This window comes from Pseudomonas sp. SA233 (assembly GCF_054792385.1).
In genome coordinates this window covers 296,073-312,811 of sequence record NZ_CP096450.1, presented here as the reverse complement: position 1 = coordinate 312,811, position 16,739 = coordinate 296,073, and the positions used below count along the sequence as shown (strand labels likewise).

At 53.2% G+C, this 16,739-nt stretch carries 18 protein-coding genes; 13 read left to right on the top strand and 5 right to left on the bottom strand.

Annotation, left to right across the window (positions count from 1 at the left end; all coding sequences use genetic code 11):
- Positions 1-18: 18 nt before the first annotated feature.
- Complete coding sequence (locus M1D87_RS28045; protein WP_023662205.1) at positions 19-303, bottom strand: hypothetical protein; 285 nt, start codon at positions 301-303, stop codon at positions 19-21.
- Between the two features lie 1,647 nt (positions 304-1,950).
- The gene (locus M1D87_RS28040; protein WP_004577623.1) at positions 1,951-2,478 is read right to left on the bottom strand and encodes a hypothetical protein; all 528 of its coding nucleotides are present in this window, start codon (positions 2,476-2,478) and stop codon (positions 1,951-1,953) included.
- A 223-nt stretch (positions 2,479-2,701) separates the two neighbouring features.
- Between M1D87_RS28040 and M1D87_RS28035 the strand changes: the two genes are divergently transcribed.
- From M1D87_RS28035 to M1D87_RS27995, 9 genes are all read left to right on the top strand, one after another.
- Entirely contained in the window at positions 2,702-3,739 is a 1,038-nt protein-coding gene (locus tag M1D87_RS28035; RefSeq protein ID WP_039614031.1) for a ParM/StbA family protein, read from the top strand.
- Positions 3,732-4,433 carry a hypothetical protein gene (locus M1D87_RS28030; RefSeq protein WP_023662206.1) on the top strand — a complete coding sequence of 234 codons (702 nt, stop codon included), beginning with the start codon at positions 3,732-3,734 and terminating at the stop codon, positions 4,431-4,433. The genes M1D87_RS28035 and M1D87_RS28030 overlap by 8 nt, the downstream gene beginning before the upstream one ends.
- 23 nt (positions 4,434-4,456) lie before the next feature.
- Positions 4,457-4,981 carry an RDD family protein gene (locus M1D87_RS28025; RefSeq protein ID WP_023662207.1) on the top strand — a complete coding sequence of 175 codons (525 nt, stop codon included), beginning with the start codon at positions 4,457-4,459 and terminating at the stop codon, positions 4,979-4,981.
- Positions 4,982-5,891: 910 nt separating this feature from the next.
- Positions 5,892-6,530: a hypothetical protein gene (locus M1D87_RS28020; RefSeq protein ID WP_023662208.1), complete on the top strand. Its 639-nt coding sequence runs from the start codon at positions 5,892-5,894 to the stop codon at positions 6,528-6,530.
- A gap of 88 nt (positions 6,531-6,618) precedes the next feature.
- Entirely contained in the window at positions 6,619-7,725 is a 1,107-nt protein-coding gene (locus M1D87_RS28015; protein WP_371263319.1) for a lambda-exonuclease family protein, read from the top strand.
- Positions 7,726-7,820: 95 nt separating this feature from the next.
- Positions 7,821-8,366: a hypothetical protein gene (locus M1D87_RS28010; protein ID WP_063977446.1), complete on the top strand. Its 546-nt coding sequence runs from the start codon at positions 7,821-7,823 to the stop codon at positions 8,364-8,366.
- 380 nt (positions 8,367-8,746) lie between these two features.
- Complete coding sequence (locus M1D87_RS28005; protein WP_154670349.1) at positions 8,747-8,896, top strand: hypothetical protein; 150 nt, start codon at positions 8,747-8,749, stop codon at positions 8,894-8,896.
- Between the two features lie 162 nt (positions 8,897-9,058).
- A complete protein-coding gene (locus M1D87_RS28000; protein WP_004577630.1) occupies positions 9,059-9,343 on the top strand; it encodes a hypothetical protein in 285 nt (94 codons plus the stop codon).
- Between the two features lie 24 nt (positions 9,344-9,367).
- On the top strand, positions 9,368-10,528 hold the full coding sequence (locus M1D87_RS27995) for a hypothetical protein (protein ID WP_039614029.1): 1,161 nt from the start codon (positions 9,368-9,370) through the stop codon (positions 10,526-10,528).
- A gap of 85 nt (positions 10,529-10,613) precedes the next feature.
- Here M1D87_RS27995 and M1D87_RS27990 read toward each other — a convergent pair whose 3' ends face one another.
- Positions 10,614-10,982, bottom strand: a complete 369-nt coding sequence (locus M1D87_RS27990) for a histone-like nucleoid-structuring protein, MvaT/MvaU family (protein WP_004577632.1) — start codon at positions 10,980-10,982, stop codon at positions 10,614-10,616.
- Positions 10,983-11,091: 109 nt separating this feature from the next.
- On the opposite strand from M1D87_RS27990, the gene M1D87_RS27985 reads away from it, so the two are divergent.
- Entirely contained in the window at positions 11,092-11,415 is a 324-nt protein-coding gene (locus M1D87_RS27985) for a hypothetical protein (protein ID WP_023662211.1), read from the top strand.
- A 39-nt stretch (positions 11,416-11,454) separates the two neighbouring features.
- Here M1D87_RS27985 and M1D87_RS27980 read toward each other — a convergent pair whose 3' ends face one another.
- Entirely contained in the window at positions 11,455-12,072 is a 618-nt protein-coding gene (locus M1D87_RS27980; protein WP_023662212.1) for a hypothetical protein, read from the bottom strand.
- Between the two features lie 306 nt (positions 12,073-12,378).
- Between M1D87_RS27980 and M1D87_RS27975 the strand changes: the two genes are divergently transcribed.
- The 3 genes from M1D87_RS27975 to M1D87_RS27965 all read left to right on the top strand — a co-directional run bounded on the left by M1D87_RS27975 (position 12,379) and on the right by M1D87_RS27965 (position 14,908).
- Positions 12,379-13,194, top strand: coding sequence for an HDOD domain-containing protein (locus M1D87_RS27975; protein WP_023662213.1), 816 nt, complete (start codon positions 12,379-12,381; stop codon positions 13,192-13,194).
- Between the two features lie 16 nt (positions 13,195-13,210).
- Positions 13,211-13,867, top strand: coding sequence for a helix-turn-helix domain-containing protein (locus M1D87_RS27970; protein WP_039614026.1), 657 nt, complete (start codon positions 13,211-13,213; stop codon positions 13,865-13,867).
- 111 nt (positions 13,868-13,978) lie between these two features.
- On the top strand, positions 13,979-14,908 hold the full coding sequence (locus M1D87_RS27965) for a hypothetical protein (protein WP_054902907.1): 930 nt from the start codon (positions 13,979-13,981) through the stop codon (positions 14,906-14,908).
- 7 nt (positions 14,909-14,915) lie between these two features.
- On the opposite strand, the gene M1D87_RS27960 is transcribed toward M1D87_RS27965, so the two are convergent.
- On the bottom strand, positions 14,916-16,199 hold the full coding sequence (locus tag M1D87_RS27960) for a RepB family plasmid replication initiator protein (RefSeq protein WP_039614024.1): 1,284 nt from the start codon (positions 16,197-16,199) through the stop codon (positions 14,916-14,918).
- Between the last annotated feature and the right edge of the window lie 540 nt (positions 16,200-16,739).

Genomic DNA, 16,739 nt, shown 5'->3' with positions numbered 1-16,739 from the left:
TGAGGTGCGAGTGGTAGATCAGTCGTCTCGGTTGAAATTGTTGAAGCAGTCGTTGAAGGGGTTATGCCCCTCCTCCTGATCCATGAGCGGGACCTTCTTGCTGCGCTTCGCGTTTGGATCAGCAAACAGGTTGAAGAACACGACCATTGGGATGCTGGCTGCGACCACCAGGAGCAATGAGCCCGCGAACACCCAGCCACCAAAAGCGTGGCGGGCGTATGCAGCAAACAGACAAGCCGCTACAGCCAGAGCAATCGCTCCAACGCCCTTTCCAACCTGTTTCATCACACCGTACTTGCTCATTGCGGCGGCTCCTAAGCACAACCATTTATGACTCAACGATACCTATAGATTTGCATGGATGCAAGACAAATTATAGTTACGTGTTACGAATGCAGGCATAAGCATTTATGGATACTGGCAAGGCAAAGCTCCGGGTGCGAGCACAACCATTTATGACCAGGGGGTAGGAAAAGCGTGGCGCAGGTGCATAACCATTTATACCCATACCAGCCCATAAAAGCCGGCCCCGGCGGCACCCACACTCCGACCAGGGATGGGAAGGAAGCCTGCAGGCAGAGTACTGGCATGTAGAGAGCAGAGAGACATGAAGACAATGAAGCACCCTCCCCCGCGAGACACAGATCAGAGAAAAGCAGCTCCAAGCAACCCGAGCTGAGACGGACCTGACCGGGTCACACACCGCACCAGATGAGCAGACAGGTCCTGCATCGCCACCACCGACAGCCAAGCGTCACACGCCGCGAGCCGGATCGCACACAGCCTGCTCAGATCCAACACCACCCGCCACCGGGCGCCACCCATCGCACTCTGCCAACCTGGTCAAACAGCAGCACCGGGCAAGCCAATGGTCGCGAACCGCCGCACAGATCCCACGGCACCCACCACCGACTGCTAGCGATCATCAGAGGCCAGCTGCAGGATCAGCACCGAGCTTCTGCACGGCCGCCGCTGCCGCCCCCGTCGCATCCTTCTCAGCCCGTCGCTCTCCTCCCCCGTCAGATCCTTCTTGGGGTCGCCACCGGCAGCTGGTGGGCTGTATTGCTAGGCGCAACCGAAAGGTCTCCTGGCAGGGACCGGTCATCTGAGACAGAGAGGCACAAATGGTTATGCTGTCGGAGGAAGCAAAAGCGTCAAGCGCGCACCGGCAGCACAGACATCGGAATAATGAAATGCCAATGCGACAGCGCAACAAGAAGAACCCAAACTAGCGATGGCACAATTCACCAAATAGAACTGGTGCGAGAACAACTGGGCGGTACCACGCAAATCCGCACGCGCATGAGAAGATGTAGAAGTCGCAGTGGAATAATGGAGCTGAAGAAGAGAAGAGAGAAAAGAGAATCTACAGCGGCAGAATGAGCTCAACGCCTCGCAGGGAGAAGGAGCCGGTCGGCGCAGAGTCACAAGCGGCACAGACAGAACTGGCAGGCAAACAACAGCCAGCAGCACGGGCGGACACCCAAACCAAACTTGCACAATGGGACGTGACACAACGGGCAGCCGCAAAAGAGATTCTGACACAAGTGCCGGCGCCAGAACGAGATCTATGGTGCGACCAGAATAAGAGAAGATGAATGAAGTAAATAAAATTAGATTAAGGGGATGGGCGCGAGGCGGCTCGGATCCAACACCGCCCGGCCCAGGTAAAACTCGGCCCACCACCGAATGCGAATGCAATTCTCCGCAACCAGATCACACTGCGCCCAGCAAGCCCGGGTTCTACTTGGCCAAACCACCGGTAGGCTTCTGGCCCGCTTAACCATAGCCGCGGGTCTCACTGCGCATAACACCGGTTTGCTTCTAGTCCGCTTTGCCCATAGCCCGGTTCCTACTTGGCCTGACACCGCAATGTTTCCGGTTCCGCTCAGCCACAAAAAAGGCCCTGCCGACGTTAATCGACAAGGCCTTCGCGAATCAGATTAAGGTTTACTCGTCCACGTCGAGCTCTCCTTCAAACTTGGTTTCGATCTGGTCCAGCATGCTGCCCACCAATGTCTCAAGAGAAGACAAATCATCCTCGCGTGCTTTGAGCGTTAGCTTTACGCCATGACTCATATTTCGTACTCGTTCGTGCATTTCCGCTCTAAGGTCAAAGAGCTTGGAAACCCTCTCGCACAGGATCAGTACCAGCTTGTGGTTCGGCTCGAACTCCCGTGCACGCTTCACTCTCTTCGTCAGCCCTTTATGACTCACGTTCGTGGACATCCATTTTCCCTTGCCGGCCTTGAGCTTGCGGTACACCCGTACGAATGGCCTGGACTGACCTCGGTGCTGGTTGAAATCGATCCCTATGCGCCCCGTCTGAAACGGCTGCATGACGTAGAGCAATTCGCCCATGCGCACCAGGAGCTGATCGATGCGGATCAGGTAGTCGACGGCGGTGTCGACCGACTCTTTGCCTTTGCGCCGCAGCTCTTCGAAATCGTCGATGGAGGGGGGGTTGTGTATAGCCATTGTTTAAGCGTTCGCCGGGGGGTTGTGTATAGCCGCGCCGAGGGGCGCGTTCTGGCGAATTTTCTTTGTGCTTATCCAGTATTGTCAATACGTGTTATGTATCTTAGACTCGACTCAATGCATACAGGGCAGTAGCTACTGCGTACTGATCTGTAGGTACTGCACACTGTGCAGTGCGCATCATTAACCCCTCTAAGTCTCTGGTTTATATAGGTTTAATTCCATGAAAGGTCGCGTAGCAATCGGTTTGGATGCGGGTCGTAGCGCCATTAAGGTGGTCGCGTATCACGAAGGTAAGCGCACTCAGGTCATGTACCCCACCCTGGCGGTTCCTGCCGTCGAACTCACCGACCCAACGACTGCCGCTCGCGCCAAAGCCGAGACCGAGATTGTCGACGGGAAGGCATACTTCACCGGCGATACCGCTCGCCTCCAGGGCAACCTCACCTCCTCTATTGGCTTGAACGACAATTGGACGGACACCCCGGAATATCTGGCTCTTATTCAGTCTGCTTTTACCCGGCTCCGTGCCAAGGGCGTTCAAGGGATTGATGAAGCATTTGTCATCATCGGTACTCCGTCCAAGTTGTTCGGCTCTCGCAAAGACAGTCTGGTTGAGCGCACCAAGAAAGCACTACCTGATACTGTCGAGTTGAAAGCGCTCCCTCAGCCAATGGGTGCTTACTGCGACTACATTTTGGATCAGTCAGGGATCCCAGTAGAGGAATTGATCAATGGCGCGAACGGAAGGCCAAAGTCCTATGGCGTCATTGAGGGCGGCCATTATTCGACTGATTTCCTTCTGATGCGGGAAGGTCAATACATTGAGCGGGGTGCTGACTCTTGTGCTGGAATGAGTGCTGCTGCTGAGCAGTTGCGTCGTATCCTCGGTAAGCACGAAATACAAGCCAGCCTTGTCGAGTGCGAGGAGTCGTTCAGCACTAAATTCCTTTTCCAGTTCGGCGAGCAAATTAACATTGAAGCCCAAGTGGCCGAAGCTCAACAGCATGTGGTTCAAGAGGTTATCTCTAAGGGTAACTCGTTGTTCTCCGATGATGCTCGCTCGCTTAATGGCATTCTGGTTGCTGGTGGAAGTGCCGAGGCGATCTATGGGCGTGCTAAAGAGGTATGGAAACACAGCATTCTGGTGAAAAACCCTCGCTGGGCTGTTGCTGATGGCTTTGCTCGATATGCCCTTGGCCAAATCATCCGTAGCATCGTAAATGCGAATGCCAAAAGGATGTCCGCTGTAAATGGCTAAGTTAATTCGTGTATATGACCCTAATGAAACTGAGCGAAAAATCAATCTGAACATCCCAGAAGATGTTTGCCCAGGTTTGCTGGAGTTCATGTCCGAACTGCCATACGGAAAAGACACACCTCTAATCAGGGGTGTCTTTTACCAATGGTTTCTGAGCAACAATGCGGCCGGCACCTTAGACCAAGCTCTCAATGCCGCACTTGCTGGGCCAGGGGGCATGATTCCGACCGGCCGCCAATCCAGGCGTGAAAGCGCAGAACCGCCAGCTCGCAAAAAGCGGGTACCAAAGCAGCGGGAGGTCACAGCCAGACCTGGAACGGTCAAGGCCTCTGAGATTTTGGGTCACCCAGAACCTCAAGCTCCAGCGGCTCCGGCTATCCCGCCACACGTTGCCGAGGAGGTCCACTCTCCCCGGCAACCCGAGCCGGTAGCCGCTCCGGTTGGTGATCCATTGCTCAGTGGGGCGGATGAGGTCCAGGCAGAACGCGTACAGACACAGCCAATCACTCCCCTATCCAACCCCATCCATAGTACGGATGTTCAGGAAGCGAACATCGAACTGCAGGCTCAGCAGCTCCCAACCGCAGATACCCCGGATGAGGTCCACTCACTACCTGCCGCCCAAGACGCAACGCCGACTGAGCCAACACTCGTGCAGTTGGCAGCATTGGACGCGATGGGCGATATGTTCTAATCCCACAGGAGATCAGTTGAAAGATGAAAATTGGTTCCAAACTGCTGACCGTGGCTCAGCGCATAGCGGCAACCACGACTGACTTTGCTCTGGTGTCGCTGGTGCTAGGAGGATCACTAGCGCTTCTGGCATCCATCATGGCGCACAACGCCCATGTCGATATGTCGGGCCCATTCGATGCTGCTACTCCGGGCCTGAGCTGGACTGAAGGGGCTGCGCTGAGCCTCGCCCCGTACTTCCTTGTTCTGTTGCCTTTCGTGTGGTTGATCTATGAAGCAACTCTGACCAGGACCTGCAAAGGCACAACGGCCGGCAAACTGTTGTTCCGCGTCAGGACCCTCTCTCTCACAGGTGATCTGTCCACTTGGCAGTGCATACTGCGCACCACCTTGAAGATCATGTCCGTCTTGCTTTTGCTGAGCATCGGTCACCCGCTCGCACTGGCCGGGGTGCTGGCTGTCTACGTCGCTGTTCCAGTTTTCACTGTGAAAACCCAGTTCATTTTCGACCTCCTGGCATCCACAACCGTAGCAAAACGAGGAACGTGAGCTCCCCAGATTGTATGACCGGCCTAAGGGCCGGTTTTTTTGTCCAGAGGAAAACCTGTTTATCAGTCCATGTTCGACATCACCTGAGGCAAAGTTAACGGATACTCCCACTGGAGAAGCCAGTCAGGTCCGAGGTCGCGAAGCCTCCTTTGTAGTCAGCAACACGGTAACGGGTTAGCGCATTACCCACATACCGCCTGATATCTCCGCTCCCTAATGCATCCCCTGTGTTTGCCTCTGTGTTCTCGACTCGGTGATGCACCGCCAGTTTTGAGATCAGACAATAGTCGAGTCCGGGCTTCTCCCAGGAACTGACAACACAGCTGGACGATTAGGTCGAAGCGGTTATCCCTCAGGTCGCTCACCACTACGTGAGCAGCGCAAATGACTTCCCCGGACATAGGTCCTTACATAGCAGCCAGGTGCAACTGGTGGGGATTCGCAAGCTAGCCAAGCAGGACGTCGTACTGCTGTCGACTATCCTAATGGCGATAAAGAGGTGAGCTCAGTCTTGGTAACGGTGGATTCTCCACCTACAGCGCCGCGGCAGCTGTGGTTACCAGGACTGGGCTCTTTGTATATCAAAGGCCCAGTTTTTTTGTCTGTCGTTGGCAGCCCGGGCTGTCGGCTTCTTACCCTAAGTCGTGAGTTACCCTGCCTCTCTCACGATTCCCAGTGACGCTAGGCCGCCCACTGACCCACACCTCCTCTGCCCTCCTCTTGTCCTGCTACACATCTCCGTGTTTTTGTACGTAGACCAACACCGCGAGCTTCTGATGGGGATTTACGGAATTGCCCAATCCCGCATCGATGCGCCACTCCACTTTCGGCACAATCATTTTGCCACTAGCCTGGAGCACCTCACCCCAGTATTATAGTTACATGTTATCAAGACTCCTGAGGCCTCCACGTGATCAACAAAGCAATCGCCGCATTAGCTGCCACCTGCGTCATCATCGCCTTACCAGGCTGTGCCGCAAAACCAATCACCGTTGAGGAAGGCTCGGTACGCGTTCAAGCAGCTCAGATCAACGCACGGCTTGTGGATGGCTTGACAGTAAAGGCTGTAACCGAAGACGCCGCCCTGGCTGATATGACTGCGTATGTGAATGAGGCTCTCAAGAAAGCTGGCTACAACCAGACTGCGGGCGATGCCAAGGTCACCTACACAATCAGTGAGGTCTATGCGGGTCCAGCCTCAGAGTACAAAGAAGCCCATACTGCCGTTGGCAATGCTGTGGCTACGGGCGCGTCCGTGGCTGTCTCTCTCACGACCTGCTTACTGTTGAGCAGTTGCAGTGACCCCGGAGTACTGGGGAACAACGTCACCTCAGGCCTAACCGCAGCATCTGACGCTGCACAAAACACCAACGGCCAGAACGTCGACAACCTCGCTGGAACGAACCTGGTAATCCACACGGTTTGCCAAAATTTCCGGGGCTGCGCCAGTTCAGCTGCTGCGTCGTCAGATCCCTCGATGACGCTGGATGATCTGCGTATGCAAAACGCTAAGCTGGGTATTCCTCGCACGATGAGGATCGGCGAATAACGCTGGTGCCGTATGCGACCGGCTGCTTGGCAGCCGGTCTTCAGGGTTTGCGCCCTCCCCCCTCACTTCTCCTCTCCCCCCTTTGCTCATGGAGCTAACCAAGGGCATCAAGATTCAGCTAGTACGTTATGCATCTCCCGTTATCAGGCCTCCCACCGTTCCGGTGCAGGTCACGTTTCCAGGAGATCGCAACATGGCAATGCGCATCATCACGGGCCCAGAGGCTCAGCAAAACTCAGCTGCATGGTTTGCCTGGCGAAGTGGAGGGATCGGAGCTAGTGAGGCGCCCCAGATTATGGGGACGTCGAAGTTCCGAAGCTCATACGAACTCTTCCGTCTCAGGCTAGGCATTGGACCTCCCCCGCCAGCGAACCCCTTTGTCGATCGAATTCGCGCTAGGGGCCATCAGTTGGAGCCCGTAGCAAGGGCTGCCTACGAAAGGCACACCGGCAGCACCGTAACGCCCATCATCGCTGAAAGTGACTCAATACCGATCATCCGTGCATCGCTAGATGGCTTCGACCCCTTCCAGCAGATCCCAGTTGAGATCAAATGCCCCGGGGAGACTGCTCATGGGCTTGCACTCAAAGGAATCGTCCCACCGGAATACATTGACCAGGTTCAGCACCAGATCTTTGTTGCTGAAGCCCGCTTCGCTCATTACTACTCCTTCGACGGATCTAACGGGGTGCTGCTCAAGGTCCCTAGAAATCAGAAGCGGATAGATCAAATCCTCAAGGCCGAGCTCGACTTTTGGGACCGGCTACAAACAGGAAAATGGAGCACTGATGAATGGGAGGCTGCAGCGGCCGCCTGGCAGCAAGCAAACCGGGTCCTTCAGGAAGCCACTGCTCGCGAGGAGGCAGCCCGGAGTGCTCTGTTATCGCAGATGCCCCCAGGCCGCAAACGACATCAAAGTGATGGTGTTTCTGTTCTGCTTTCCGCACGTAAAGGGAAGGTCGACTGGCGTGCCTTGCTAAGGGCACACGGTGTAACGCTGACTGAAAGCCAAATTGATGCCTACAGGAACCCCTCTGTAGAGAGTGTGATTGTTCGGGATCAGTTGGGTGCCCCCCTGAGTATCCCTGCGCTACCGGCGGTGAAGAACCCATACACTGTTCCTCCAACCGCACACTCTGGCCAGCCAGCATCTCAACCAACGACTCAAGACCTGAAGAGGGATTTCATCTTCTAACGCCACACAGCCCCCGGAAACGGGGGTTTTTTTTGCCTTCTGTTTGCACAGCCATGTGCAGCATCACCTTTCATAAGGTAAACCCAGGAGACCGAATGAAACGTATCAATAGGCATGTATCCACTTGGTTTGTCACAATCTTTATTTACATTGTTTTAGTGGCAATGACAGATGTGGCGAACAAGCTAACGCTGTTTGTTTTGACAGTCCTTATATGTTTTCCAGTAATTGCCTGGTGGAAAACAGGGGATTTTACATACTGGCCAGCACTCCAGACTCAGCCCCCCCCCTCGGAATTTAGATCTCGCAAAACATACGAACACAGACATACAGAGCAACCTCAGCGCAAGCGGGATACGCCTAAGTCCTATGACCTGAGCGACATTCCATATCCCCCCAAAAGAAGCAACGCCTCAAGCCTCAAGTGCCTCCCCCAAAGCAACGGCATAAGCCCGCGCCCGACAGTAAAGCAGCCTAACGTTGCTCAGTGTGCCATCCTGACAAAAAGGACCACGCAACCGAGCAAAGTAAAGGCTATACCTGTAATTGGATCTACCGGAGACCTGTTCGAGAGTGAAACCAGCATGGTAGACACCTCAGACGACATTCTCATTGTTCCTGATGGCGATGTCTTTCTCTAACTGCACCACATAAACCAGCGCCTTATTTAAGGTGCTGGTTTTTTATTCCAAAAATAAACTACACTTTCGATACGCCATCCCTAAACCGCATTTTTGCAGACATAAAATCGTGCATACCAAATTTTGCACGCATTAAAGTTAGCTTACTACGGAACTTTTCTGGCGCCGATTCGTTGACCCCTCCGACATCACGTCCCTATAATTTGACAAACAGCGCCAATCAACGGACTAGATAGGGATACTGTATGTCTTTCAGCTTTGACACATACCAGGGAGCTACGGAAATTGGTCTTTCGTCGCTCGGGTGCCTTTCAACAGATGGCAAGCCAAATTGCCCGAGATTCAATAAAAGCTGCTCCAACAAGTGCGCGTCGAAGTGCATGCGCAAAGCGATGACAGACTTCCCAGAAGCTAAGACGGAAATTTTGCTTGCAGGTGTCGTCATCGCGTCAACTTTTGCATCTGATGTCACAGAGGTTCGTGCGGCACTGTTCGGCTTCGAACAGGCAATCCAGCTGACCTGTATCTGACCCCTCCTGCCTCACCAATCTCATGCCTGCGTAATGCACAGTACAACGATTGAAACCTGCCAATCTTCCACATACGCGTTATGGATTTGATTGACGTTATCTGTCACGTACGTATAATCAATAAAGGCGACCCTATGTGGCCGCTACCAGAGGTAATGCTTCATGATTCACGAGTACTCCCCAATCGAGATCGGCCTGGACGCCCTTGGTGTTGAGCCTGGTCAGAACCCCAGCACAGTGTTTGGGGTGGATGACCTCAACAGAGCGGACCAGATGCGGATAGTAGGTGAGCGGATCGAGCAAGCGATGAGTGCCTACCCTGAGATCAAGACTGAGATCTTGGCTGCCGGCATCAATGTCCTCCTTGATGTCTCCAGTTCTCTGGCGCAATTCAGGAGTGTCGCTCTCCCTCAACTGGATCGATCTGTGGATACCGTGGCTGCGTAGGATTGATAAATCAACGAGCCCTTTATGGCAGTAGAAAAGTTTGAAGCCCTGGAGCAAGAAACTGCTTCAGGGCTTGCACTAGGCACCGACATCGAGCATCTCCCCTCCTCCGAGCCTTCCGGCCCTCCCTCGACCTTCGAAAAGCTGTGCGGGACTTACATCTCGAACACGGACCGATCGCGCACCTTTGTAAACCGCTTGGCCTACGAGATGGACCGCGATGAGCGCGTCCGCAAAATCTGCAGGGTGAAGCTTCGGCAGAACAAGTGCGAACTCACAGATTTTGATGAGGTCATGCAAAGGACGCTTGAGGTCTTCTTTGGCTCGATGCTGGCAAAAATCGAAGATCAAGACGCTGTGTATGCCGTTGTCTACGCAGTAGCGCATAACGTAAGTCGAGAAGTCCTCCGGGACCGCCAGAAGCTACTGATCAATCATCGCTCCATCGAGGACATGCAGGAAAAGGGTGAAGAGCTGGAGCAGGTCGGTCTTGCCGACCAGGTAGAAGTAGACCACGATCGAGATATCGATACAGAAGCTGCCACCATCAAAATGGCCGCAGCACTTAAACGAGTGATCAACGGAGAACAAACAGTGGCCAGTTCCGGCATTTATGCCATGGATCAAGATCCAATGGTGCGCCTTGTACAACCTAAGCCTTCGGACGAAGAGCACGAGACGGACACTACGTCACAAACCAAACCAGCTGACGCTAGCACCAAGCGTCCTCGCGGCGGCAGCCGTGCCGAGCTTTCGGCAGATCAGCAAGAATTGGTCAAGATTGGCTCTGACCTGGGCTTGCGCAATCAAGATTATGCCTTTGCCCTGGGTATCGGTCTCCCTCGCCTATCCTCCTACATTTATGGTCGTACAGCGTCGGTGCCGGATGAAGTAATGGAAAAGGCTCGGGGACTTCTGGCAGAAGAACCGCACCGCAGGGAACGCCTTAAGCGTTTCGACCGAGACATGAGCGTCATTCTGACCGATTGGATGAAACGCCTCGGTACCAATGACGACGAAGACATGGGCACCACACTTGGGGTGACCAAAATGACGATTTACCGGTGGCGCAACAACGAGACCAAGCCCGATGCAACGGCTCTAGCTCGGTATGAGCAGCGGATTGACTACGAAATTCGTATGAGAAAAGCTGTAGAGCAGCGGCTTCAAGGTAAGCGCTCTTAAATATAAACCCGCACATATGCGGGTTTTTTTATGGCCCAAAAAACCGGCCTCTGCGGCCGGTCTTCAGCTGAGGAGCTAGGCTTGCTTAGTTCTTCCATCCTTCAACGACATCACCGCCCCACTGCGCTTTCCACTCTTTCAGCTGCCGGTGATTGCCACCTTTGGTCTCGATAGTCTCACCGGTGTGTGGGTTCTTGTAGACTTTGACTTCACGTGGCTTGCGCTGCTGGCGATTGCTATCAGGGCTTGTAAACGATTTGCGCTGAACCGAAGCCGGATCGAGAATAGCGATTACCTTGCCCAAATTCGCATCGTACTCTTGCATCAAGCTCTTGAGCTTCTCTTCGAATTCAATTTCGCGCTGCAGACCAGAATCATTCTTCAGCGCTTCCAAGGCAGAAAGTTGCTCTTGCAGAGCTTTTTCAGCAGCGCGAAACTCAGCCAGCTTGCTCATCTGTAACCCTCAATGATGTAAGATTCAGAAAAGTAAATATAACTAATCTGTATAAAAAATTACTATACCTTAGGTACAGCGCATTTTCTACTGACTCAACGGAATTTCTATGATTTGCAACGCTGAAACCTATGCGGCAAGCGGCCATCACCACCACATAGCAACACTTCTAGCTGGCCGGAGCTTTGAGGGTGTTTACTTGATTGCAGAACCACCCGAAACCACATGCATTGATGGGGAAATGGGGTTGATCTTCATCGCATCCGATCTGACTGGCAGTATCAAATGTCTTGTTGATCCTGTGCGGGCGGGATGGGTGCAGGGTGAACACTTTGCGAGTATTCGAGTGCTACTGAAAGGCCAGGTGATTCTCATCGAGGATCAGCTGTGTGCGCGCATCAGCGAGTTACACCAACTGAAAATACAGTGGTAAAAAAAAAGGACCTTCTGGAGAGTGTCCAGAAGGTCCTTTTTAAACCAAGGCCCGAATGCAGGCCTTGCTCAGTGCAACACGGGTGATGCTCGCCATCGTCAGTACTTGATATGCGGCAGCAGCCCTCCCTTCCTCCAGTGCCGCAGTCGCCAGCACCAGCAGTGCATCGGCCGGTACGAGCGCAAACTCGGCGGAACTGGAATCTTCGAAATCAAGGGTAATTTCCTCATCATCTGCCACCGTAGCGCCTGAACATAAACCGTCAAACGTATGAGGGGCTTCGGATAGGATGAGGTCGAAGAACTCAACAAAGGCGCTCAACTCGCTGGCAGAACCAGCAGAGAAGATACGGCCTTTGTCGAGGGAATTTTGAACGGTGTGGATCACATACTCGACAGCTTCAACTTCACTGAGGAGGTCCTGGCCAGCCGACAGAAGTGCGTCCTGAACAGACGAACCAGTCGCAGCATCCGCGAGCCCGGTGACATCTAGGTCTCCCCCAAAATCGCTGTAGCGACACTGGGCAAGCACCTTGATCTGGGCTTCGTAGGATGAGTCGGCATGGACCTCATGTGAGAACAGCTCCCCGTTGGGGAACAGCCCGGAAATCAGCAGGGATCGAGTTTGCGCTTGAGTGTGTTGAGGGTGCGAAATCATGTGGGGTCTCCTGAAAGAGTGTGCTGTTAAGGCTTCTCGCCTAACGGCCTTGCTTCAAGGGATGTGTCACATGCGTTTATAAAGTGAAATCACGAACACATAACGTAAAATACCAAACCATGGGATAGTGATACTGTAGGCGTATTTGTACGAGATAAAAAGTTGAGTAATTACTTCACTGTGGCCATTTGATCCCATCTGCGTTGAGCCTCACTCCTTGAATGATTAATGACCATGCCCCATCAAGACGTTACAATTTGACATTCTACCTCTGGATAGCTGACTCATATTCTCATTGAGATTTTTATGAAACCCCTGGCAAAAATTTTTCAGAATCCTGCAGCCTTACCAACGATCTCCACGGTGGTAATGGAACTGCTAGCGATGTCGAGGGACCCTTTAGTACCGCTGGCAAACATTGTGAAAGCCGTGAGCCTTGACCAGGCTCTCGCGGCGAAGGTGCTACGCACTGCAAACTCTGCTTATTTCGGCAGGAGCGGTACTATTTCCCGTCTTGAAGACGCCATATCGACCATTGGCATTCACAATTTCCGAACCACCATCATTACCACCGGCCTATTGAAGGCGCTGCCGGACGCCCCAGGCATTGATATGCCGACCTACTGGAAGATGGGTTTGCATACCGCATTCATGGCTTCCTTTCTGGCCGAGAGCATCGGAGCTGACCGAGATGTCGCATTTACGACTGGTTTGATGCAAGGCATTGGCGCACTACTCATTCACCTCGTAATCCCCGAAGAAGCTTGTGTCGTAGTAGAGTCCGTAGATCCATTCGACTTCGCGGGCCGACGTCCCGTAGAGCAGATTCAGCTAGGATTTGACAATGCTGAGGTTGGTGCAGAGCTGCTGAAACGCTGGAAATTCCCGGCCCCAATTCAAAAAGCGCTGCAAACGTATTCCAATAGATCACCGCTACCCGATATCCTTGGCCAATTGCTATCAGTATCCTCGACCTATGCTTACGGCGTGGTTATGGGGTTGGATAGATCGTCACTCGCAGATCAGATGGACACCGAGATCATAAATTCCTTAGGTCTCACTCATGATTTGTTGGATACCTGCCGACAACGTGTGTCTGAATCTGTGCTGATGATCGGTTAAGAGAGAAGGATTTGTAGTGAACCCAGGGCTCCGCCTTTATCAGGCCATAATCGATAGATCTGAACTGCTATCGCTCCCTTTCCAAGAAGCCAGCAAAGCTTGTGGTTTCACCGCTGACACGTTAGCGAGTTGCTTTGGGGATGAGTCAAAAGCCAAGCCGCGTGCCCTCCACGACGAACTGGATCGAAAACGAATCGACCTGATCGCTGCATTTCTTGACTGTTCTGGTTTTCGAGTGCTGCAGATGGCGGACGTTTTCCGCTGGTCGGATTACTGCCTTATCCAGCAGTCCGCGATGTTCAATGCGAAAGCAGTCAGCGAGAGCCATGAGACTGCAGCCTATTTCGAGGACGTCACAAAGGCAGACGTCGCCTCTTCTCCAACCTTCATCCTGGATGAACTGATCGCAGCCACCTGGTCTGAGAACCTAAAGGAGGCGGCCGAAAAAATTCATGTCCCTTTTGAAAAGCTCAACTCATGGCGCACTGGGCGCCCAAAACCCTCACTGCGTGATCTTTCAGCGATCAGGGTCGTGGCGAAGCATATTGATATCGGAACCCCACTGATCATGATGGCACTTGGCGTCCTGGAGAAATCTGATTTCTTGCTGGGTGGCTGCTCAGTCGACATAGAAGATGAGCTGAACAAAGCCTTAGACATAGAAATACTATAGGGCAATCCAAGCATACCAATAGAGCATATAACACGTATTGATAAGAATTTCCTGTATTGCTAGTATCCGTTAGGCAAGTAACGGTATTTCTTGAGCCAAGGGTTTTCTTATATGCGTTTTGATGCCCAGTCTGCATCCGCCAAGCTCTCTAGTTTGCGAATCCCAATACCGTCCAGCGATGTGCTCGATGAGGTTTACCAATCAGAGGGCGATGCCCTTAGTGACGCGATCGAAAGGGCGCAAGCTGGCGACCACACTGCCCTGCACTACCTCAAAGGGATTTTTTTCACGATCCTCCCGGGGTGTGTCGAGCGCATCCGCGTAGCCAATCTGCCACAACCGTCTTTGCCTGTGCTGATCAACATCGGGAAGGTCGAAGGGCCGAAATTTTCTCAGCAGCTCAAGCAGTGGTCGGATAGCGGGTGTGCTGACTCAGATATTGGCAGGTATCTCTGTGACACCTACAGAAGCTTACATCAGCAGTTCTCCTCCCCTGAGGAACAAGAGGTGTTGATAGAGGCCGCCGAAATCCAGAGTAGTGAAGAACCAGCTACCTCTGAGCTATCGAGCGAGTCTGCAGACAAGAAGACCTTCGTCACTCGGCATGTTTACGGGGCGAAGGTGGCCTTGTGCTTCCAATCTGATACAACCAGAAGCGGAGAGCATACGATTCGGATCGAAGCTGCCGAAGCAACCGCGTCCCGGACGTTCAACTGGGCCGAAAAAATCAGTATTCAGCTTTCTGGCCGCGAGCTGCCTGGTGTGCTGGCCACCTTCATGCAGATGCAGACGAAATTCGATGGTAAAGGCCACGGTGCGCAGAACGAAAAATGGTTCACCATCGAGAATCAGCCAGGGAAAGTGTTCATCTCGGTGAACACGAAAGGCCGTCCGCCGAGATCGGTACCCATAGGTCCAGGCGACTGCTTCGGGGTTGTGACCTTGCTCATTGAGCAAATGCTAAAGAATGCCCCTTACCTTTCGGCCGATACCCTATTGAACCTGGTGCAGCGGACCGCGCAAATGGCTAAGCCCGCGTAACAAAGCGTCAGATCTTGCCGGCACTAAGCAAGAATTGAAGGAGCGTTTCCGGGGTCGGAGTCTCAGGGAAGCGTTCCTGGAACAGGATTGCCACCAAGCAATTGGTCACCATAGGGGTCAATCCTTTGGTTCGGTACTGCCCGTAAGCGAAGTCATCCTTCCTCAGCTCGGCGTCATACTTCTCTGCCAGCTCGTTCTTTTCTTCATCCGACAACCCCTGGAACTCGCCACGGATAGTCTCGCGTTGAGCAGCTCCCCACTGCTCCAAAAGGTCTGCCATTTGATTCGTTGGTGCTGCTTTCGGCGCTGGCTTTGGTTTCGCAGCTGGCTTAGTAGCGTTAGCCGATGGCTTCTGGGATTTGCCAGATTCCACTCCCTTCTGTTGGGTTGGCGCCTTGGCGTAGTTGTTGGCGACCGCAGCCTTGAAATATGCCGCGGGACTTGCAACGTTGGCCCCTTCCTTGCGCATTTGCGCTTCTGTGTAGTCAGCTTGAGCTAGGAGGTATTCTTCATCATGAGTCATCCCGAGCTCATCGATATCCTTTTTGCTCAAGGACAGTGCTTTCAGGCGCTTGGATACGTCCTGGCTAACCAGCTCCGGGGATGGTCCCAAGTCTAAGCCTGGTTGAACCAAGGTCTCCAATTTGAACCAGAGTTTATCCATCTTCCGGTTGGCCTTGGTCACGTGCGGAGTGATGCGGAATCTTCGCTCGATGCTGTTGACCTGGTCGATAGCACGACCAAGCATCTTGTTGAAATCGCGAAACTCGGCGTGCGGAGTGGCTGATCCAGATAACACAACGCTCCACTCAGACCAGTGCGCACGGTAGGTCTCACCCATGGGTGAACCAAAATAGCGTGACGTGATCTCGTGGAGCGTGAGCGCTGAAAAGCTTGAAAAGTGGTACTGCATCCGCAGATCGATCAAATTGAAGATCGCTGGGTCGAGCAGCCGGCGTTTCAGATCTGGTGGGAACGAGAAGCGCAGGGTTTGCCCATCCTCAAGGATGTAGGCTTCAGCAATTAGGTTTGCGATACCCCACTCGCTTTTTCGGCCAGGGCTCTCACCTTTGTAGTCAAACTCAACCTGCGTCTGCGACATGCTCACGAGCACCTTTTTGAGGTAGTCGCGGCTATTGGACGTGGTGTGTCCAATGTTGTCTTCGACGTCTCGAATCGGGATCTCGTGAACCATCTCCTCCCGTGGCCGTTGCTGGGCGAACTGCAGGAGCGTGTTGTAGAGTTTTCGCTGTAGGAAGGTGAAGTCACTAGTGGCGGAGACGTTTCGCATTGACAGGGCTTCGGTAGCCTTCCTCAGCTCAACGGCTTTGGATGGTTCGACATCTCGAACGACCTGGAGCTTTGGTGCTCTCTTGCGTCTCGCTGGACTAGTTTCCGTTGTTGCTCCGGTTGTACGCTTTGCTCGCGGAGCTCTCGGTGTGGGGGTTTCTGAGTCCATTGTGAATTGTGCCATCAGTGACTGTGGTGGCACATTACTCGATCAATTGTCGTCCGGTCAACGAAATTACGGTTCCACCGTCAGTGGTAAATTGTGCCATGCCTAGAGAGTGCTTTTTGCTCTTCGCTTTTGACTCAAAATTGCGAAAGCAAAAAACCTACAACAGCTTGTTTCTGTTTTCACTGCTTTTTTAAAGCTTTGTTAGTGAAGCCCCCAAACCCTTACGCCACAAGGGCTACAGCCATTTTTCTGTGCCATCTCCAGGGCCAACAGTGCCATCTTTCTAGGCTTATGTGCCGGGGCTAGATGTCGCCAGTGCCATCCTTAGAGCTATGTGCCACGTTTAGTACCTTCCTGTGCCATTGCTAGAGG